Here is an 18,527-nt window from a genome sequence, read left to right as displayed (position 1 = left end):
ATCCGTTCGTGGTCAGCCCTGGCCCACCAGGGTCGTCGCCAGCAGCAGGGTGAGCAGGGTCAGCTCGACGACCGCCCCCAGCACGTCGCCGGTGATGCCGCCGAGCCGGGCGACTGCTCGGCGGACGACGACGTACGCGACGAAGGCGGCGGCGACCACCGCCGCCACCCCGCTCCACCACCCGGCGCCGGCGAGGACCGAAGCCCCGGCCACCGCCACGGCGGTCATCCCCCCGACCCCGACCAGCACCGGACGTCTGACCGTCCCGGCGACCGTGGCTCCCAGACCTCCCGGGCGGGCGGCCGTCACCCCGGCTCGACAGGCCACGAGCAGCGCGACCCGGGACGAGGCGATCAGAACGACGAGCAGCACCGCGGTCCCGGTCGCGTCGACCAGAGCCGACGCCGCGACGGTCTGACCCCCGAGCACCAGCAGCAGGGCGACCACGCCCATCGGGCCCACGTCACCGCGCCGCATGATCTCGAGCGCGCGGACGGGCTCGCGGCCCGACCCCAGCCCGTCGACGGTGTCGGCCAGGCCGTCCAGGTGGAGCGCGCGGGTGCCGATGGCGAGGACGGCGACCACGACCAGACCGGCCAGCAGCGGGGGCCAGGACGTGAGGGCGGCCACCCGACCCAGCCCGGCGGCCACGGCGGCGAGGGGCAGCACCGCCAGCGGGGCCAGGGTCATGGCGCGACCGGCCGTCGTCCGGTCGACGGTCTCGGGTGGACGGACGGGGATGACGGTGAGCGTGCCGACCGCGAGCCGCCAGGCGGAGACCCAGCTCACGCGAGATCGGACAGCAGCGCCATGTCCGACAGCAGGAGGGCGGCCGACCGGACCAGCGGCACGGCGGCGACGGCCCCACTGCCCTCACCGAGCCGCAGACCCAGGTCCAGCAGCGGCACCAGACCGAGCTTGTCGACCGCCAGCTGCTGGGCCGGTTCGGTGGACCGGTGCCCTGCGGCCCACCAGGCCACGCAGCCGGGGGCGAGGTCCTCGGCCACCGACGCCTCGGCGAGGGCGACGACCCCGTCGAGCAGCACCGGCACCCCGGCGCGGGCGGCGGCGACCAGGAAACCGACCCCGGCCGCCAGGTCCGCCGACCCGAGAGCGGTCAGCCTGGCCACGGGTTCGGCGGTCCGGCCGGCGGTCCGGTCGAGGGCCCGTTGGATCAGCGCGGTCTTGGCGGTGAGGGCGTCGTCGTCGATGCCGGTGCCGCGCCCGGTCACCTCCGCGGCGGGGACCGCGAAGGTGGCCGCGATCAGGCTCGCGGCCGGGGTCGTGTTGCCGATGCCCATGTCGCCGAGGATCAGCAGGTCCGCGCCGGCCGCGATCTCCTCGGCCGCGATGGCGGCGCCGGCCGCCAACGCCCGCTCGGTGTCCGCGGGGGTCAGCGCGTCCTCGCGGTCGATGGCGCCCGAGGACCGGCGGATCTTGTACGCGCCCACTGCCGCGGGCAGCCCGGCCAGGTCGGCGTCCACCCCCAGGTCCAGCACCCGTACGGAGACGTCGTGCTGGCGGGCCAGGACACTCACCCCGGCGACCCCGGCCACGAAGGCGCCGACCATGGCGGCGGTGACCTCGCGCGGGTAGGCCGAGACCCCGGAGCCGCCGACCGTCACCCCGTGGTCACCGGCCAGGACGACGGCGCGGACGCGGGCGGGCGGGGGAGCCGGGCAGACGCCGGCACAGGCCGACCACCAGACGCCGAGGTCCTCGAGACGTCCGAGGGCCCCGGTCGGTTTGGCCAGGGTGGAGACCCGGTGCCGGGCCGCGCGGGCGACGTCGGCCGAGGGCGGCGCGATCGTGCGGGGGGTGCTCATCTGCGCCCCGGTCAGCCGCGGAGGTCGGCGAGCTCGCGGCTCGGCGCGGACTCCGTCCGCGACAGGCGACCGACGAGCTCGGCCAACACCGACCCGAGCACCGCCCACAGGGTGAGCTGGGTCAGGAAGCTCGCCCGGCGGAAGTCGTAGAGCACCGAGGCCGGGAAGGTGTCGGGCACCTCGTTGTGGTGCGGCAGCAGGGCCATCACCACCAACATCACGACCGTGTAGCCGGCGACGGCGACCAGACCCGCGTGCCAGCCACCGAAGCGGGCGCTCAACCGACGCCCGACCAGGACCGCGGTCACCGCCGCGATCAAGGAGATGGCGAGGAAGATGAAGTACAGCGCACTGCGCAGGCCGATGGTGTCCCCACTGCCCACCGCCGGCGGGTTGGGTGGGTAGATCAGGAACGGCACGGCGTAGACCGCGGCGAAGGCGACGGCCGCCACCGCCAGGGTCGTGGACCGCGGGCTCAGTCGTCCGAAACGGCCCATGGCGAGGGCGGCGACCACACCGACCAGACCGCCCAGGACGACACCGGCGACGAGCAGCCCGGTGAGCAGACCGAGAGTGGACTGCAACGAGCGGGGGACCTCGACCTCGCCCGGAGCCGGAGCCTCGGCGTGCTCGGCTGACCCGGCGTGCTCGGGTGACCCGGCGTGCTCGGCGGACTCGGTGCCGTGGCTGTGTCCGCCGGTCGAGTCCTCGAGGGCGATGGCCGCCCGGAGCGGCGGTTCTCCGACGACGTACGCCACGGCGAACGCGGCGAAGGCGGCCACCAGCCCGGCGAGCAGGCCCCGGATCAGGAAGTCACGGGCACTCACGGCGGTGCTCAGTGGCACGGGAAGCCGAGCAGGTGCCGGCTGTCGTGAACCCACTCGTGCACGGCGTTGCCGGCGATCAAGGTGGTGGCACCCTCTTCGGCGGAGACGAAGTAGAGGCCGACGACGGCGAGCAGCGCGGCGAACAGCAGCCACGGCAGGATCTGCCGGACGGAGAGCGTCGGGATGGCGACGGCGACGGGCGCGTTCAGCCGGTCGGTGCCTGCGTGGGAGTCGGTCATGTGTCCTCCTGGGGTTACGGCGACCCACTGGTCGTGGAGCGGAGACAGAGGGCGGGTCTGACTCGGACCCCCGGGATGCTGCTCCGGGTGCCCACACAGTGGCGCGACCGCGTCGGGTTCTCACCGACTTCCGGTTCCTCCGTCGAACGCGAGCACTCTATCCCTGCCGGGCTCGGAGCACACCCTGCGGCCGCCCGTGGCTCCGCGGTGACTTCCGGTGGTCGGGTTGGTGCTGGGATCGGCCGGATGTGGCTCGGTGGTGGGTTCCGGCCCCCACACCACTCACCCCTGACCCGCCGTACCCCGATTCGTACGGCGTCAAGACGACCTAGGTCCCCTGCCGAGAGCCACCGGGGTCCATGGGCAGCGGGCAGGCGAGTCGCCATGATCGAGATCATGACCGGGACGAGGGACACCGCGGCGGCCACCGGGCTGGGTCGTCGGACGCTGCTGAAGGGTGTCGGTCTCGGTGGGGCGGCTGTCGCCCTGGCCGGGCTGACCGGCTGCACGGGTGAGCCCGAGCCGGAACCGGCCGGCCCCGCCACCGTCGGGGCCGGGTCGGGGGCGGCCCCGGCGGGGGAGGGGGAGATCGACGCCGCCGGTGTCGAGCGTGGGCTGGCCGCTCTGCCGGCCATCATCGAGCGGTACCAGAAGCAGACGGGCGTGCCCGGGGTCGCCTTCGCGGTGGTGTACGACGGCAAGGTCCGCTACCTGGAGGGGACCGGCGACCGACAGGTCGGGACGACCGGGACCGTCGACGCGGACACGGTGTTCCAGCTGGCGTCGGTCTCGAAGCCGATCAGCTCGACAGTGGTCGCTGCCGCCTTCACCAAGAAGCTGAGCTCGATCGGCTGGGACGACCCTGTCCACACGGTGCTGCCCGGCTTCCTGACGGCCGATGCCTGGGTGACCGAGCACGTCACCGCGGCCGACCTCTTCGCCCACCGCAGTGGCCTGCCCGACCACTCCGGCAACCTGCTGGAGGACCTCGGCTACGACCGCGGGGAGATCCTGAAACTCCACCGCCACTACCCGCTGAAGCGGTTCCGGGACAACTACGAGTACACCAACTACGGACTGACCGCGGGCGCCGAGGCGATCGCCGAGGCCAGCGGGGTGGCCTGGGAGAAGCTGGCCCAGCAGGTGCTGTTCGAGCCGCTGGGGATGACGAGCAGCAGCTTCGACTTCGCCGACCTGCAGAAGCGGAAGAACCGCGCGGCGATGCACACGAAGGTCGGCGAGAACTGGGTGCCGAACCTGAAGGCGGACTACGACCCCCAGGCCCCGGCCGGCTCGGCCAGCGCCTCCCTGCGGGACATGGCGACCTGGGTGACCATGCTGCTGGCCGAGGGCAAGCCGGTGATGGATGCCGACCAGCTCAAGCGGATCTGGCTCCCCGCCGTCGTCAAGCCGGGTCTGCCGGGCATCGGGGCGGCACCCGGCTTCTACGGCCTCGGCTGGAACGTCAACTACGAGCCCACCGGCGAGCTGCGGGTCAGCCACTCGGGTGCCTTCGGCCGCGGCGCCGCGACCTCGATCACGCTCTATCCCTCCAAGGGTCTGGCCATCGTGGGTCTCACCAACGCGCCGCCGGTCGGTCTGCCGGAGGCGATCGGCGTGGAGTTCGTCGACCACATCCGCTTCGGGAAGTCGACCCAGCCGGACTGGGTGGCGGTGATCGGCCCGTACATCGAGTCGCCGGTGACCGCGGACCAGAAGAAGTACTCGGTCCCGGCCAAGGACCCGAAGCCGGCGCGCCCCGGCTACACCTACACCGGGCGCTACGAGAACGACCTCTACGGTCTGATGACCGTGTCGGGCATGGGCAGCAACCTGTCCTTCACGGTGGGGCCCGGACTCCAGAACTTCGCGTTGAGGCACTACAGCGGAGACGACTACTTCTTCGCGACCACGGGCGAGGACGACTCCGGCTTCTCCGGTGCGACCTTCACCGTGTCCGGCAACCGGGCGGAGTCTCTCGTCGTCGGAGCGTGGAACGCCCAAGAGCTCGGGACGTTCCGTCGGATCTGACGGCCGTCGGGCGGGGGTGGCGGTGTGGTCTTCGCCTACGACGGCCTGCACACTGCTGGGGTGAGCGTCGCCCCGACCTGGTCGTCCGCGACGCCGCGACCGCTCCGGCTGGCCCTGATCCAGCTCGGGGTGACCACCGGACTGCTGGGCGTGATCTTGATCGTGCTGGTGTCGGCCGCGTCGCCAGCGCTGCTGTGGGCCTTCGTGCTCAATGTCCTCGTCGGTTGGCTCTACGTCGCAGCCGGCCTGCTGGCCTGGAGCCGCCGACCGGCCAACCGCTTCGGCTTCCTGATCGTGGGGGCGGGGCTGTCCATCCTGGTCGCGGGGATGCAGCCGACCGGGTTCCCGGTGCTGGCGGCGATCAGCGCGGTGACGGCCACGGTGCCCCTCGCGGTGCTGGTGCACGTGCTGCACGCCTATCCCTCCGGTCGGCTGGCGAGCCGGGGATCGCGCGTGGTCGTGGCCGGCGGGTGGGTCACCTGTCTGGTGCTGCAGCTGCCGCTCTACCTGTTCGCCGCCCAACCACCCCCGTACGACCTGCTGCTGGTCGCCGACCGGCCCGACCTGCTGGCGCTGGGCTCCCTGGTCCAGGCGGTGGCCGGCGCCGCGGTGATGGTGGCCACCACCGTGGTCCTGGCTCACCGGTTGCGACGGGCGAGCCGTCGGCGGCGTCGGGTGCTCGCCCCGCTGTACGGCTACGGGATCCTGGTGGTGCTCTCCATCCCGATCAGCTCGAGTCTGCTCACCGCGGTCGGGCTGCCGCCGGACTGGGTGTTCCCGATCCAGCTCATCGCCATCGCCGGTGTCCCGGTGGCGTTCACTCTCGCCCTGCTCCTGGGTGGCTTCGCCCGGACCGGGGAGATCGAGGCGCTGGGGACCTGGCTCAGCTCAGCCGATCCCGGCAGACCGCCCCTCACCGCGGCGCTGGCCCGGGCGCTCGGTGACGACTCGGCGGAGCTGGTGTTCTGGGTGCCCGAGCGCGCCGAGTACGTGCACGCCAATGGTGACGTCGCCGCCGAGCCCGGTGGTGACGACCGTGGGCTGGCCGAGATCGAACGGCACGGTCAGCGCGTGGGCGCCATCGCCTACGACCGCACCCTGCTGGCCGACCCGGCGCCGGTGCACGCCGCGGGCCGGGTGATCGCGATCGCCGTCGACCACGAGCGGGTCACCGCGGAGCTCCGGGCCAGCCAGCAGGAGCTGCGGCGTTCCCGGGAGCGGATCGTGAGGGCGGGGGACAACGAGCGGCGGCGGATCGCCCGCGACCTGCACGACGGCCTTCAGGTCCGGTTGGTGCTGCTCGCCCTGCAGGCCCAGGAGATCGCCGACGACCCCGACACCCCGCCAGCGGTCCGCGACGCGGGCGTGGCCCTGCGGCTGGGCGTGGACGGCGCGGCCGCCGAGCTGCGAGCCCTGGTGCACGCCGTCCTGCCCGCGGCCCTGATCGAACGCGGACTGTGTGCGGCGACCGAGGACCTGGTCGACCACCTGCCCGTGCCGACCACGCTGCAGATGTCGGTCGCCGGGGACGATCTCTCGCCGGTGGTGGAGAGCACGGCCTACTTCGTGGTGGCCGAGGCGTTGACCAACGCTCTCAAGCACGCCCGGCCCAGCAGCCTGCACGTCGGTCTGACCCGGGTCGGGGACCACCTGCGGGTCGAGGTCCTCGACGACGGGATCGGCGGCGCTCACGTCCGGGCCGGGTCAGGTCTCGGCGGACTCACCGACCGGGTCGAGACGCTGGGCGGGCGGCTGCTGCTGATCAGCCCGTCGGACCGCGGGACCCGTGTCGTGGCGGAGCTGCCGTGCGCATCGTGATCGGGGAGGACGAGTCCCTGCTGCGGCAGGGACTGACGCACCTGCTGGAGCGCGCCGGGCACCAGGTGGTCGGCACCGCCGCTGACGCCGACGAGCTGCTCCGGCACGTCGACGAGCGCCTGCCCGACGTCGTCGTCACCGACATCCGGATGCCGCCCGACTTCACCGACGAGGGTCTCCGGGCGGCGCTGCAGATCCGGGCGTCCCACCCGACGACGGGCATCATGGTGCTCTCCCAGCACGTGCAGCGTCGGTACGCGGTGGAGCTGATCGCCGACAACCCCAGCGGGGTGGGCTACCTGCTCAAGCAGCGCATCGCCGACGTGTCCACCTTCTGTGCCGACCTGGTCCGGGTCGCGGACGGCGGCACCGTCCTGGATCCGGAGGTCGTCGCCCTGATGATCACCCGGGCCGACCGCGACCACGCGTCCGGTCGGCGGCTCACCCCGCGCCAGCAGCAGGTGCTGGCGCTGATGGCCGAGGGACGCAGCAACGCCGCCATCGCGGAGCGGCTCTCGATCACGGAGAAGGCGGTCGTCCAGCACGTCTCCCACATCTACGACCACCTGACGCTGCCGCCGAGCACCGACGACCACCGTCGGGTCCTGGCCGTGCTGCACCACCTGTCCCGCTGAGGGGCGCCGGCCCTCGGATCACCGTCCGGCTGACCGACGCGCGGGCCTCAGCCGGTCGGGCGCTCAGCGGCGACGCTCAGCGCGGCGGTGTACTCCTCCTCGGTGATCCGGACGACACCGGTCGCGAAGTCGGCCCGCGCCCCGGCCGAGCGGTCGATCCGCGCCAGCACGCCGGCCATGGGCACCGGCGGGTCCCACTCCTCGACCCCGGTCACCGTCACGCGACCAGTGGCGGTGTCCGCTCGCTCCGAGGAATCCCGGTCCTGCACGTCCGAGGCGAGCACGGCGCGACCGAGGAAGAACCGCGACGGGGCGGCCACGTAGACCAGGACCAGATCCCCGCTGGTCAGGGAGTTCCGGTGCGGCTCGCCGACGTCGACCGGCCACCACCCGGCCCGCAGGAGGAGAGCCGCCCGTGCCGCGTCGCCGTCCCGGACGTTGAACAGGAAGTACGCCATGTCGCCACGGTAGAACCAGGGATGTCGGCGGCGCCGCCCGGTCGAGTGCCGTCGCGCAGGTCGCCGACCGGCGGTCAGCTCGCCACGACCGGGCGCGGGGCAGCGCCGTCGGGGTGGGCGCCGCCCGAGACGTGCCGGACGACGTCGCGGAGATCGTGCACGACCGGGTGCCGGTCGTGGTCGGGGGGCTCCTGGTGCCCGAGTGCGAACCAGACGAACCGGACGCCGAGCTCGTCGGCGATCTCCTCGTCGTGGTTGGTGTCGCCGACCATGAGCACGCGGTGGGGATCATGCCCGGACGACCGGAGCCAGCCGCCGACGACCTCGGCCTTGGACGCCACGTACGCGTCGCTGATCCCCAGGATCTGCGTGAAGTGCGCGTCGAGGCGGTGGGGCGCCATCTGCTGTCGGAGCGTGTCGGGGACGGTGGCCGAGATGAGCACCTGCTCGGCGCCCAGCCCCGCGATCGCGGACAGGGCGGTGACCGCCTCGGGCTGCAGCCGCGCGCGGCTCACGTGGCTGGCGAACAGCTCGAGGTAGTGCCGGGCGGCGCTCCGGAAGTCGGCGGGTGCGATCCCCATGCGCTCGTAGAAGTCCTGCACGGGGAACCCGAACACCGCCCGGTACGTGGCTGCGTCCGGCACCACCGGCAGCCCGCGGGCGCCGAGCACGGCGTTCATGGCGGCGCGAGCGACGTCGGTGTCGTCGAGCAGGGTCCCGTTCCAGTCCCAGCAGACGACGTCCACGACCGGAGGGTGCGAAGGCGTCACCGGTACGGGCACGGTTCCTCAGACCTCGAACCCGGCCACGGCGCCGATCACCGTGATGGCCGGCGGGGTGATGGCGGCCGCGGTCGTGATCTCGGCGATGGTGGCCAGGGTGGCTCGGACGCTGCGCTGCGAGGGCATCCCCGCGTCGGCGATGGTGGCGGCCGGGGTGTGCGGATCCATCCCCTGCGCTACGAGCTCGGCCGACACCGCCGTCAGGGTGGCGACCCCCATCATGATCACCAACGTGGTGTTGGCGCGCGCCAGCGCCGACCAGTCCAGGGTGCTGCCCGGGTGGTCCGGCGGCAGGTGGGCGGAGACGATCGTGACGCCCTGGGTCAGGCTCCGGTGGGTCAACGGGATGCCGGCCAGAGCGGGAGCGGCGATGGCCGAGCTCACCCCGGGGACGACGGTGACGGGGACACCCGCGGCGGCGCAGGCCAGCAGCTCCTCGCCGCCGCGACCGAAGATGAAGTTGTCGCCTCCCTTGAGCCGCACGACGCGTCGCCCCGCCAGCCCGTGCTCGACCAGCAGCTCGTTGATGCGCTCCTGCGAGGTGAACTCACCTCGCGGGATCTTGGCCACGTCGATGATCTCGACCCCGGCCGGTGCCTGGGAGAGCACGGCCAGCGGGGCCAGCCGGTCGCAGATGATCACGTCGGCGTGGCGGACGGCTTCCAGCCCGGCCACGGTGAGCAGCCCGGGATCACCGGGCCCACCCCCGACCAGGGTCACGTGCCCGGTGCCCGACCGGGTCCCGGACGCGTCCTCCGCGACACCGGGCGGCGCCGCCAGACACAGCCGCCCGGCGGCCCGCGCCGCCGCCGCGATCCGCGCGTTCTCGATCCGATCCGCTCCTGGGACCACCAGGACCGCTTCGAGGAGATCGGCCTCGGACCACTGTCGTCGGTGCCAGGTGAGCAGCGAGCGGTCGGACAGGTCGCGCACAGTGGTGGGGACGCTGTCGGCGTAGACGGTGACCAGGGCGCCGGCCTCCCGGAGGTCGGTGATCACTCCCAGCGACGCCGCCGAGCCGCCACAGACCACCACCGGCCGCCCGGCCACGTCGAGGTCGGCTCTCACGCCTCCTCCCGGATCGCTCGGAGGCTCTTGATCAGGGTGTCCGTCGTCGACTCGTCACGGACCGCGATCCTGATCCAGTCGGGCCCCAGGCCGGGGAACGTCTCGCCCCGACGGACGACGAAGCCGCGTTCCCGCAGCCGTACGCGGACGGTGCCGGCGGGCAGGTCGCCGGGCAGCCAACCCCGAGAATCGACCAGCACGAAGGGCGTCCGGGTCTCCGGCACCACGAGCAGCCCGAGGTCGGCCAGAGCCACTGTCAGGTGCTCACGGCGCCGGGCGATCTCGTCGGCCGCCGTGGCGGCGAGGGCGCGGGCCGGGTCGGACGTGCAGGCGATCATGGCGGCGGCGGCGGGTGTCGAGACGGACCAGGGGGGCTGCTGGCCGGCCAGCGCGGTGATCAGCGCCGGATCGCCGACGGCGTAGCCGGCCCGCAAGCCGGCCAGACCCCAGGTCTTGGTCAACGACCGCAGCACCAGCACCCCGTCCAGCTCGTCGGGGGTGATCAGGGACTCCGGTTCGCCGGGCACCGCGTCCATGAACGCCTCGTCGACGACCAGCACGCGACCCGGGCGGATCAGCCGGCGCAGGTGGTCGGCCGGGTGCAGCACCCCGGTCGGGTTGGTCGGGTTGCCGATGATCACCAGATCCGCGTCGGCCGGCACCTGGGCGGGGTCGAGCCGGAATCCAGTCCGGGCCGACAGGATCACCCGCCGGGGGTGGTGGCCGGCCGCTCGCAGTGCCGCCTCCGGTTCGGTGAACTGCGGGTGCACGACCACGGGCGCCCGCCAGGGTCGCGCCCGAGCCAGCAGGGTGAACAGCTCCGCGCCGCCGGCCGACGGCAGCACCCGCTCCGTCGCCACCCGGTGCGCGGCCGCGATGGCCTCCCGGGCCCGGCTCGGATCGGGATAGGCCGCCACCTCCTCGACACTCGCCCGGAGGACGTCGGTCAGCCAGGCGGGGGGTGCCGGCACGCGGACGTTCACGGCCAGGTCGACCAGGCCGTCGGCGACGTCGGCGTCCCCGTGGTGGTGGAGGTTCTCGTGCTGGTGGTCGGCCTCGCCCCGCACCGACTTCTGTGCCGCTCGCGCGAGCAGTGGTTGCTCGTGCTCCGGAACCTCGGCCGGCCGGCGCGTCGCGTACGCGTGGACGGCGTCGGCGAAGCGGTCCGCCAGGGTCGGGTGACCGGCCCAGTGCACGTGCAGGTAGGAGGCGTGCAGCGTCGGCGACCCGGTGCCGGCCGGGTCGAGGGAGAAGCCGTCGGCGACGCCCTCCAGCAGCCAACCGGGATCCTCGTCGGCGTCGGACCGCGAGGTGACCAGGGTGCGGTGGAACTCGTGCCCGGTCACCCGGCGTCCCGCCGGTCCGAGCAGGTGGTCCTGGGCGGCCACCGCCGTGCGGTAGCCCAGCGTCAGCTTCGGTGACATCGCCGCGTCGGCGTCGACGGCCCCCACCATCGGCACCCCGTCGACCGTGCGGCACAGGTAGAGCAGCCCGGCGCACTCGGCCACGGTGGGCACGCCCGCCGCGATCGCCTGCCGCACCGAGGCGATCATGGCGGCGTTGCCGGCCAGCTCGAGGGCGTGCACCTCCGGGAACCCGCCGCCCAGGTAGAGGCCGGCCGTGCCCTCCGGCAGCGTGGCGTCGGTGACCGGGTCGAAGATCACCGGTTCCAGCCCGGCTGCGGACATCAGCTCGGTGGTCTCGGCGTAGCGGAAGGTGAAGGCCCGGCCACCGGCCACGGCCACCACCGGCCGTCGGACGCTCACGCGCTGGACGCTCACGCGCTGGAGGTCGAGCACGTCCGCCGGGTCCCAGGCCGCGCCGGTCAGCGGCGGTGCCGTGTGGGCGATGGCCAGCACCTTGGTCAGGTCGACGTGGGCGGCGATCTGGCCGGCCAGCCGGTCCAGCGAGGCGGTCGCCTCCGGTCGCTCGGCCACCGGCACCAGACCGAGGTGCCGCGACGGCGCCTCGACGCCCGCGTCGCGGGGTAGCACCCCGAGGACCGGGATGCCGGTCGCCTCCAGGGCCGAGATCACCTCGTCGGAGTGGCGTACGGAGCCCGCCTTGTTGAGGATGACCCCGGAGATACGGGTGTCGGGGTCGAAGGTGTGCAGCCCGTGCACCCAGGCCGCCACGGTGCGCGACACCTGGGAGATGTCCAGCACCAGCACCACCGGGGCGCTGATCACCCGGGCCACGTGCGCGGTGGAGGCCCAGCCGTCGGCGCCCATCCGCCCGTCGAAGAGCCCCATCACACCCTCGATGACGGCGACGTCGGCTGGGGTCGGCACCTCGGCGCCGTGCTGCAGCAGCGGCACCAGCTGCTCTTCCCCGCAGAGGAAGGGGTCCAGGTTGCGGCCGGGTCGGCCGGTGGCCAGTGCGTGGTAGCCGGGGTCGATGAAGTCCGGACCGATCTTGAAGCCGGCCGGCTCCAGGCCGTCCGCCCGGAGCGCGGCCAGCAGCCCGGTGGCCACCGTCGTCTTGCCGTGCCCGGACGCCGGAGCGGCGACGACCAGCCGGGGGAGGTGGTAGGTGGTCCGAGCGGCAGCTGTGGTCACCATTCGATCCCCCGTTGACCTTTCTGGCCCTGGTCGAACGGGTGGTTGATCTTGGTCATCTCGGTCACCAGGTCGGCGATCTCGATGATCCTGGGGTCGGCCCGGCGGCCGGTGATGATCACGTGCTGGTGCCCGGGACGCTCGGCCAGGGTGGCGACCACGTCGTCGACGTCGACCCACCCCCAGGCGATCGGGTAGGTGAACTCGTCCAGCACGTAGAGGGTGTGGGTCTCGGCGGCCAGCCGGCGCTTGATCTCGGCCCACCCCTCGGCGGCGGTCGCCGCGTGATCATCGTCGGAGCCCGTCCTGCGGGACCAGGACCAACCGGAACCCATCTTGTGCCACTCGACCGGCCCACCGGCCCCGGTGCTGGTGTGCACCTCGGCCAGGGTCTCCAGTGCCGTCTGCTCACCGATCCGCCACTTGGCCGACTTGACGAACTGGAACACGCCGATGGACCAGCCCTGGTTCCAGCCGCGCAGCGCGAGCCCGAAGGCGGCCGTCGACTTCCCCTTGCCGTCGCCGGTGTGCACGATCAGCAACGGGCGGTTGCGGCGCTGACGCGTGGTGAGCCCGTCGGCGGGGACGGCCGGGACCTCGCCCTTCACGCCGCGCTCCGGCGGGTTCCCGGGTGGGTGGGCACGTCCCGGCCCGCGGTGGCCACCCCGGCCAGCGCCTCGGCGTTGACCTCGGCCAGCTTCACGTACTGGGCCTGCAGGTCCTCGGCCAGCCCCCGGGCCAGGCCGAGGCTCATCCGACCGGACTCGCAGTCCACCACCACGGCGTCGACGCCCAGACCGCTGAGGTACGTGGCGGTCCGGCGTGATCTCGCCAGCGCGTCCGGCCCGGAGGTCGCGCGTCCGTCGGTGACCACGACGAGCAGGGGACGGCGCCGTGGGTCGCGGATCCGCTCCCAGCGCAGGGTCTCCGCCGCGCACAGCAGCCCTTCGGCCAGCGGCGTACGGCCACCGCTCGGCACCTCCTCGAGCCGCCGGGCGGCGACCTCGACCGAGGAGGTGGGCGGCAGGGCCAGGGTCGCGCCAGCGCCGCGGAAGGTGACCAGACCGACCTTGTCGCGGCGCTGGTAGGCGTCCAGCAACAACGACAGCACCGCGGTCTTCACCGCCGACATCCGCCGGCGTGCGGCCATCGACCCGGAGGCGTCGACGCAGAACAGCACCAGGTTGGACTCACGCCCCTCCGTCACCGCGGTCCGCAGGTCACCGGTGGCCAGCTGCAGCCGGTCGCCCGGTCGGCGGCCCCGACGCTGCTGCTCGAGCGCGGCGGCCCGCACGGTGGCCGGGAAGTGCAGCCGACTCCCCGCGGTGGGGGTGGCGCCCACGGTCCGGCCCACGCTGGTCAGCGCGCGGCTGCGTCGACCGGCTTCGCCCTCGCCGGTGCCGCGGACGGTGAGCAGCCGGGCCCGGTAAGGGCGGTCCGCCGTCGCGATGCTGAGCGGCACCGGCTCGCCGGGGTCCCCGGCCGGTGCGCCGGCCCGGTCCGGGCGGTCGCCGGGATCGGTGGGGTCGGCCTCGTCACCCCCGGTGTCGCGGCCCTCCTCGGGTGGCGCGCCCTCGGCCGGTGGGGCACCCGCACCGGCGTCGGACGTCTCGGTGCCGGAGTCGTCCTCGTCCGGCGTGGGCGGCTCGGGCGTGGGTGGCTCGGGTTCGGGCTCGAGGTCGTCGTCGCCGAGCAGTCGGTCCAGCAGCTCCTCGTCCAGACCGGGAGCATCGAACGGGTTCCGGCGTCGCCGGTGGGGGAGGGCCAGTCGGGCGGCGGCCCGGATGTCGGCGCGGGTGACCTCGGTCCGGTTGTGCCAGGCCGCGTGGGCCACAGCGGCCCGGGCGGTCACGATGTCGGCGCGCATGCCGTCCACCTCGAAGCCGGCACACACGGCGGCGATCTTGGTCAGCGCCCAGTCGGAGAGGTCGACCCGGCCGAGTCGCTCCTGGGCCGCCGCCAGCCGAGAGCGCAGCGTCTCCTCCTGATCGGCGAACCGGGCGACCAGGGCGGCGGGATCGGCGTCGTAGGCGAGACGACGTCGGACCACCTCCGAGCGCAGCGCGGGGTCGCGCGGGGCGACGACCTCGACGGTGAGTCCGAACCGGTCGAGCAGCTGGGGCCGCAGCTCGCCCTCCTCCGGGTTCATGGTGCCGACCAGGACGAGCCGGGCTGCGTGCGCGACGGAGACGCCGTCGCGCTCCACTGTCGAGCGCCCCATCGCGGCCGCGTCCAGCAGCAGGTCGACCAGGTGGTCGTGCAGCAGGTTGACCTCGTCCACGTACAGGATCCCGCGGTGGGCGGCGGCCAGCAGTCCCGGTTCGTAGCTCACCCGGCCCGAGCCGAGCGCCTGCTGCAGGTCCAGCGAGCCGATCACCCGGTCCTCGGTGGCGCCGACCGGCAGCTCGACCAGTCGGGCCGGGCGGCTGACCGCGACCACGTCGGTGTGCGGTCCGTCGGGGCAGGACGGGTCGGGATCGACCGGGTCGCAGGAGAAGCGGCAGCCCTCGATCACCTGCTGATCGGGCTGCACGGCCGCCAGGGCGCGCACCATCGTGGACTTGGCCGTGCCCTTCTCGCCGCGCACCAGCACACCGCCGACCTCGGGCGAGATGGAGGTGAGCACCAGGGCGAGAGCCATGTCGTCGGAGCCGACGACGGCGGAGAACGGGAACGTGCGCACGATCGGTGAAGGCCTCCTTGCGGGTGTCCACGCCCACAGTCGTCGGGGTCACCGCCGGCGCCGGCGGCGGGCGACAGGGACGTTCTGACTGACCGCTCCGCCGGGGACGGAGGGCTTCACAGTGGCGGGACCGCTCCAGATCTTCCCTGGATTCCTCACCTGTCGCCGTGGCCGATCCTCCCACACGTCGGCTGTTCGTCGGCCGGCCGGAGACCGGGGGGTCACGTAGGGTCGCTGGCGTGAACGGGCTGGACGTCGTCGGGGTGCCGGCCGGGGGGTGGTCCGAGCTGGGTGAGACCGCGCGCACGTTGATCGGCGCCGCCGAGGTCCTGATCGGTGGCCGCCGGCACCTCGATCTGGTCCCCCCGGAGGCCGGCACGGCGGAGCGGCGAACCTGGCCGAGTCCGCTGCGGGCGGGGCTGCCGCGTCTGCTGGACGAGTGCGGCGAACGCCGGACCGTGGTGCTGGCCAGTGGAGACCCGCTGGTCTCCGGGATCGCCACGACCTTGATCGAGCTGCTCGGACCCGACACCGTGCGGGTCCACCCGGCCGTGTCCTCGGTCGCTCTGGCGTGCTCGCGGATGAGCTGGGACAGCGCGACCGCACGCGTGGTCACGGTGGTCGGTCGTGAGCTCGACCTGGTGCGGCGTGAGCTCGCTCCCGGTCAGCGGCTGATCGTGCTGTCGTCGGACTCCTCGACCCCGGCGGCGCTGGCGGAGCTGCTCGACGGTGCCGGCTACGGCCCGAGCACGCTGACGGTGCTGAGCGACCTCGGGGCGCCCACCGAGGGCCGGACGCAGACGACGGCGACGGCTGCCGAGGGACTGAGCGACGTGTCGCCCCTGAACCTGGTCGCGGTCGAGTGCGCCGCCGCACCGGGCACCTCGCTCCTGGGGTTCGGCCCCGGACTGCCCGACGACGCGTACGACCACGACGGGCAGCTGACCAAGCGGGACCTGCGCGCCTCGGCGTTGTCCCGGCTCGCCCCCGGGCCGGGCGAGCTGCTCTGGGACCTCGGTGCCGGCGCGGGTTCGATCGCCATCGAGTGGGCGCGGTCGGATCCTCGCTGCCGGGCGATCGCGGTGGACCGTACGCCGGATCGGGCGACCCGGATCTCGGCGAACGCGGCCCGGTTGGGGGTGCCGGGCATCCAGGTGATCACCGCCGACGTGGTCGAGTCGATCGACTGGCTGCCGCAACCGGCAGCGGTCTTCGTCGGCGGCGGCGCTGACCTGGACCTGCTCCGCCGCTGCTGGCACCTGCTGCCCGCCGGTGGCCGCCTGGTGGCGCACGCGGTCACGGTGGAGACCGAGCAGGTGCTCCTCGAGGCGTGGCGCGCCTTCGGGGGCGAGCTGGTCCGGATCGCGGTCGAGCGGCTGGAGCCGCTGGGCTCCTTCGCCGGCTGGAAACCGTCCCGGGCCGTGGTCCAGTGGGCCGCCGTCCGCGCCACCACCGACGGGCCGCCGTCGTGACCCCGGCCCACCCCACCACACCCGCTGACGCACCCTTTCGCTCCCTGACGCACCCCCTGCAACGGGTGCGTCAGCGCACGAAAGGGTGCGTCAGCGTGGGGGAGAGGGTGCTGGTGCGGCTGTGACAGTGCACTTCATCGGGGCCGGTCCCGGGGCCGCGGACCTGCTCACCGTACGGGCGGTGCGACTGCTCGCGGCGTCGCCGGTCTGCGTCTACGCCGGCACCTACCTGGACGCTGCGGTCCTGGCCCACTGCCCGGCAGACGCGACGCTGATCGACTCGGCCGGCCTGTCCCTGGACGAGATCACCGGCCACCTGGTGGCCGCCCACGCGGCCGGCCGGGACGTGGCTCGGCTCTGTTCCGGCGACCCGTCGCTCTACTCGGCGGTGGCCGAGCAGGCCCGCCGGCTGGACCGGGCCGGCGTGCCGTGGGACGTCACCCCCGGGGTCCCGGCCTACGCCGCCGCGGCGGCGATCCTGGGCCGGGAGCTGACCGTTCCGGAGGTCGCCCAGACCGTCATCCTGACCCGTACCCAGGCGGCCTCCACCGCGATGCCGGGGGCCGAGTCCCTGGACCGGCTGGCGGCGACCGGGGCCACCCTCGTGCTCCACCTGGCCATCCGTCGGGCCGGCGAGCTGGCCGAGCGACTGGCTCACCACTACGGTCCGGACTGCCCGGTCGCCGTGGTCTCCCGTGCGAGTCAGCCCGATCAGCTGGTGCTGCGCGGGACCCTGGCCGACATCGGCGAGCAGGTCGAGTCCGCCGGACTGCGCCAGGCCGCGGTGATCATCGTCGGACCCGCCCTGGCCGCCGAGGGCTTCGCCGACTCCCACCTCTACGGCACCCGGATCGCCCGCCGTCGGTCAACGGACGCAGTTGTCACCGACCTCGGTGACGAGATCATCCGCTGAACGCCACGCCCTTGCCGGCGGGTGAGTCCAGGAAGTCCACCCGGGCGCTCGAGACGTAGCGGTCCTTGGTGGCCAGGAACCGGGCGGTGTGCGGTGCCGCCTCGTGCGCCCGGTGGGCGTCCCGGTCGGTGTAGACCTCGTAGAAGACCCGAGCCAGCGGCTCGTCCGCCACGGTGTGGGTGGCGTAGACCAGGGTCCCGGGCTCCAGCGCGGTGATCTGCGGGAGGACCTCCGCCACCAGCGCGTCGAACGCGGTGGCGGCGTCGGGATCGTGGAGGTCGAAGCGGACGACGAGAGCGAACACGCCGTCAGTGTGCCATCGCGAGCACGCGGACGACCACGTCAGCCCGCCGGTGGCAGCAGGGCCAGTCCGGCGAGGTAGCTGACCCCCATCGTGCTCAGGCCGACGATCAGGGTCCTGACGATGGTCCGGCGCACCGACAGGTACGCCGACCTGGCCACGATGATCGAGGTGAGGGTGAGTGACACCACCACCGCGATCAGCACGGCGATGGCGTCCAGGGCGATCGGGGCCACGAAGGTGATCAGCAACGGGATGCTGGAGCCGACGGCGAAGGCGATCCCGGCGCCCAGGCCGGTGAGCAGCGGCGCTCGCGCCGGCGGGATCTCGTCGATGCCGTACTCGGACTGGAGCTGGGCGGCGAGCGGGTCGGCGGCGTGCAGCTGCTCGGCGACCTCCCGGGCGAGCTCGGGGGTGAGTCCCCGGCCGACGTAGTGGTCGGCCAGCTCGGCGAGCTCGGCCTCGGGCTGGGACGCCAGCAGCTGCTGCTCGTACGCGACGGTGGCGAGCTGGGCGTCGCGCTCGGTGGCCTCCTCCGACCACTTCGCGCCGCCGACGCTCAACGCGCCGGCGATGGTCGCCGCCAGCGCGGCGGTGATCAGCAGCTGGTCGCCGGCCCCGGCCCCGGCGAAGCCCTCGAGCAGCCCCGCGGTGGCGATGATGCCGTCGTTCGCCTCGACCACCCAGCCCTGGACGACCGGACCCTTCAGCCGCCGGCGGAGCTCGCGCCAGCCCGAGGTCTCCGATCCCGCCATGCACCCTCCGGCTCTGCGTCGACGGTCAGTCTGGCACGCCTGCGCCCCCCGTGAGCCGCGGGAAACCAGCCCGATTTCTCTCCGCATCGCGGAAAAGATCTTTCACAGGGGTCTAGCGCTCGGAACATTCCTCGAATAGATTGCCTCCAGCGCTCCACCGT

The 18,527-nt window shown here is 73.6% G+C and carries 17 protein-coding genes and 1 pseudogene; 5 read left to right on the top strand and 13 right to left on the bottom strand.

Features of this window, described 5'->3' with window-relative positions; all coding sequences use genetic code 11:
* Window positions 1-12: 12 nt before the first annotated feature.
* The 4 genes from ABD714_RS09000 to ABD714_RS08985 are packed head-to-tail and all read right to left on the bottom strand — an operon-like array spanning window position 13 to window position 2,892.
* Window positions 13-789: an adenosylcobinamide-GDP ribazoletransferase gene (locus tag ABD714_RS09000; protein ID WP_344811981.1), complete on the bottom strand. Its 777-nt coding sequence runs from the start codon at window positions 787-789 to the stop codon at window positions 13-15.
* On the bottom strand, window positions 786-1,826 hold the full coding sequence (gene cobT / locus ABD714_RS08995; protein WP_344811980.1) for a nicotinate-nucleotide--dimethylbenzimidazole phosphoribosyltransferase: 1,041 nt from the start codon (window positions 1,824-1,826) through the stop codon (window positions 786-788). Before cobT ends, ABD714_RS09000 begins: the two co-directional genes overlap by 4 nt.
* An 11-nt stretch (window positions 1,827-1,837) precedes the next feature.
* On the bottom strand, window positions 1,838-2,653 hold the full coding sequence (locus tag ABD714_RS08990) for a CbtA family protein (RefSeq protein WP_344811979.1): 816 nt from the start codon (window positions 2,651-2,653) through the stop codon (window positions 1,838-1,840).
* Between the two features lie 8 nt (window positions 2,654-2,661).
* Window positions 2,662-2,892: a CbtB domain-containing protein gene (locus ABD714_RS08985; protein ID WP_344811978.1), complete on the bottom strand. Its 231-nt coding sequence runs from the start codon at window positions 2,890-2,892 to the stop codon at window positions 2,662-2,664.
* Window positions 2,893-3,288: 396 nt separating this feature from the next.
* On the opposite strand from ABD714_RS08985, the gene ABD714_RS08980 reads away from it, so the two are divergent.
* Genes ABD714_RS08980 through ABD714_RS08970 form a run of 3 tightly spaced genes read left to right on the top strand, consistent with a single transcriptional unit; the run spans window position 3,289 to window position 7,376 of the window.
* Entirely contained in the window at window positions 3,289-4,923 is a 1,635-nt protein-coding gene (locus tag ABD714_RS08980; protein WP_344811977.1) for a serine hydrolase, read from the top strand.
* Window positions 4,924-4,983: 60 nt separating this feature from the next.
* Window positions 4,984-6,741 (top strand): histidine kinase, encoded by a 1,758-nt coding sequence (locus ABD714_RS08975; RefSeq protein ID WP_344811976.1) that lies wholly within the window; start codon window positions 4,984-4,986, stop codon window positions 6,739-6,741.
* A complete protein-coding gene (locus ABD714_RS08970) occupies window positions 6,729-7,376 on the top strand; it encodes a response regulator transcription factor (protein WP_344811975.1) in 648 nt (215 codons plus the stop codon). Before ABD714_RS08975 ends, ABD714_RS08970 begins: the two co-directional genes overlap by 13 nt.
* A 47-nt stretch (window positions 7,377-7,423) precedes the next feature.
* On the opposite strand, the gene ABD714_RS08965 is transcribed toward ABD714_RS08970, so the two are convergent.
* From ABD714_RS08965 to ABD714_RS08935, 7 genes and pseudogenes are all read right to left on the bottom strand, one after another.
* A complete protein-coding gene (locus ABD714_RS08965) occupies window positions 7,424-7,834 on the bottom strand; it encodes a hypothetical protein (RefSeq protein WP_344811974.1) in 411 nt (136 codons plus the stop codon).
* 74 nt (window positions 7,835-7,908) lie between these two features.
* Window positions 7,909-8,580 (bottom strand): HAD family hydrolase, encoded by a 672-nt coding sequence (locus ABD714_RS08960; protein WP_344811973.1) that lies wholly within the window; start codon window positions 8,578-8,580, stop codon window positions 7,909-7,911.
* 42 nt (window positions 8,581-8,622) lie between these two features.
* Window positions 8,623-9,396 carry a uroporphyrinogen-III C-methyltransferase gene (gene cobA / locus ABD714_RS08955; protein ID WP_344812255.1) on the bottom strand — a complete coding sequence of 258 codons (774 nt, stop codon included), beginning with the start codon at window positions 9,394-9,396 and terminating at the stop codon, window positions 8,623-8,625.
* Between the two features lie 6 nt (window positions 9,397-9,402).
* Window positions 9,403-9,666: pseudogene (locus tag ABD714_RS08950) on the bottom strand (NAD(P)-dependent oxidoreductase); the annotation flags it as partial.
* Between the two features lie 14 nt (window positions 9,667-9,680).
* A complete protein-coding gene (cobBC, locus tag ABD714_RS08945) occupies window positions 9,681-12,245 on the bottom strand; it encodes a bifunctional hydrogenobyrinic acid a,c-diamide synthase/histidinol phosphate aminotransferase CobBC (RefSeq protein WP_425562364.1) in 2,565 nt (854 codons plus the stop codon).
* The gene (gene cobO, locus ABD714_RS08940) at window positions 12,239-12,850 is read right to left on the bottom strand and encodes a cob(I)yrinic acid a,c-diamide adenosyltransferase (protein ID WP_344811971.1); all 612 of its coding nucleotides are present in this window, start codon (window positions 12,848-12,850) and stop codon (window positions 12,239-12,241) included. The genes cobBC and cobO overlap by 7 nt, the downstream gene beginning before the upstream one ends.
* Window positions 12,847-14,883: a VWA domain-containing protein gene (locus tag ABD714_RS08935; RefSeq protein ID WP_425562374.1), complete on the bottom strand. Its 2,037-nt coding sequence runs from the start codon at window positions 14,881-14,883 to the stop codon at window positions 12,847-12,849. The genes cobO and ABD714_RS08935 overlap by 4 nt, the downstream gene beginning before the upstream one ends.
* A gap of 281 nt (window positions 14,884-15,164) precedes the next feature.
* Here ABD714_RS08935 and cbiE point away from each other — a divergent pair, with 281 nt between their 5' ends.
* Window positions 15,165-16,397 (top strand): precorrin-6y C5,15-methyltransferase (decarboxylating) subunit CbiE, encoded by a 1,233-nt coding sequence (gene cbiE / locus ABD714_RS08930; protein ID WP_344811969.1) that lies wholly within the window; start codon window positions 15,165-15,167, stop codon window positions 16,395-16,397.
* 121 nt (window positions 16,398-16,518) lie between these two features.
* Complete coding sequence (gene cobM, locus ABD714_RS08925) at window positions 16,519-17,310, top strand: precorrin-4 C(11)-methyltransferase (protein ID WP_344811968.1); 792 nt, start codon at window positions 16,519-16,521, stop codon at window positions 17,308-17,310.
* Here cobM and ABD714_RS08920 read toward each other — a convergent pair.
* Window positions 17,300-17,614, bottom strand: coding sequence for a putative quinol monooxygenase (locus tag ABD714_RS08920; protein WP_344811967.1), 315 nt, complete (start codon window positions 17,612-17,614; stop codon window positions 17,300-17,302). The genes cobM and ABD714_RS08920 overlap by 11 nt on opposite strands.
* Before the next feature lie 38 nt (window positions 17,615-17,652).
* Window positions 17,653-18,366 (bottom strand): VIT1/CCC1 transporter family protein, encoded by a 714-nt coding sequence (locus ABD714_RS08915; protein WP_344811966.1) that lies wholly within the window; start codon window positions 18,364-18,366, stop codon window positions 17,653-17,655.
* Window positions 18,367-18,527: the final 161 nt, after the last annotated feature.

This window comes from Microlunatus aurantiacus, assembly GCF_039536605.1.
GTDB classification, from domain to species: Bacteria; Actinomycetota; Actinomycetes; order Propionibacteriales; family Propionibacteriaceae; genus Microlunatus; species Microlunatus aurantiacus.
This window is presented reverse-complemented; position numbering and strand designations above follow the sequence as displayed.

Bases quoted from the DNA above. Each gene is read 5' to 3' on its own strand.
- ABD714_RS08985 (WP_344811978.1), bottom strand. From the start codon at position 2,892: ATGACCGACTCCCACGCAGGCACCGACCGGCTGAACGCGCCCGTCGCC.
- cobBC (WP_425562364.1), bottom strand. From the start codon at position 12,245: ATGGTGACCACAGCTGCCGCTCGGACCACCTACCACCTCCCCCGGCTG.
- ABD714_RS08915 (WP_344811966.1), bottom strand. From the start codon at position 18,366: ATGGCGGGATCGGAGACCTCGGGCTGGCGCGAGCTCCGCCGGCGGCTG.
- cobT (WP_344811980.1), bottom strand. From the start codon at position 1,826: ATGAGCACCCCCCGCACGATCGCGCCGCCCTCGGCCGACGTCGCCCGC.
- ABD714_RS08980 (WP_344811977.1), top strand. From the start codon at position 3,289: ATGACCGGGACGAGGGACACCGCGGCGGCCACCGGGCTGGGTCGTCGG.
- ABD714_RS08935 (WP_425562374.1), bottom strand. From the start codon at position 14,883: ATGGCTCTCGCCCTGGTGCTCACCTCCATCTCGCCCGAGGTCGGCGGT.
- ABD714_RS08965 (WP_344811974.1), bottom strand. From the start codon at position 7,834: ATGGCGTACTTCCTGTTCAACGTCCGGGACGGCGACGCGGCACGGGCG.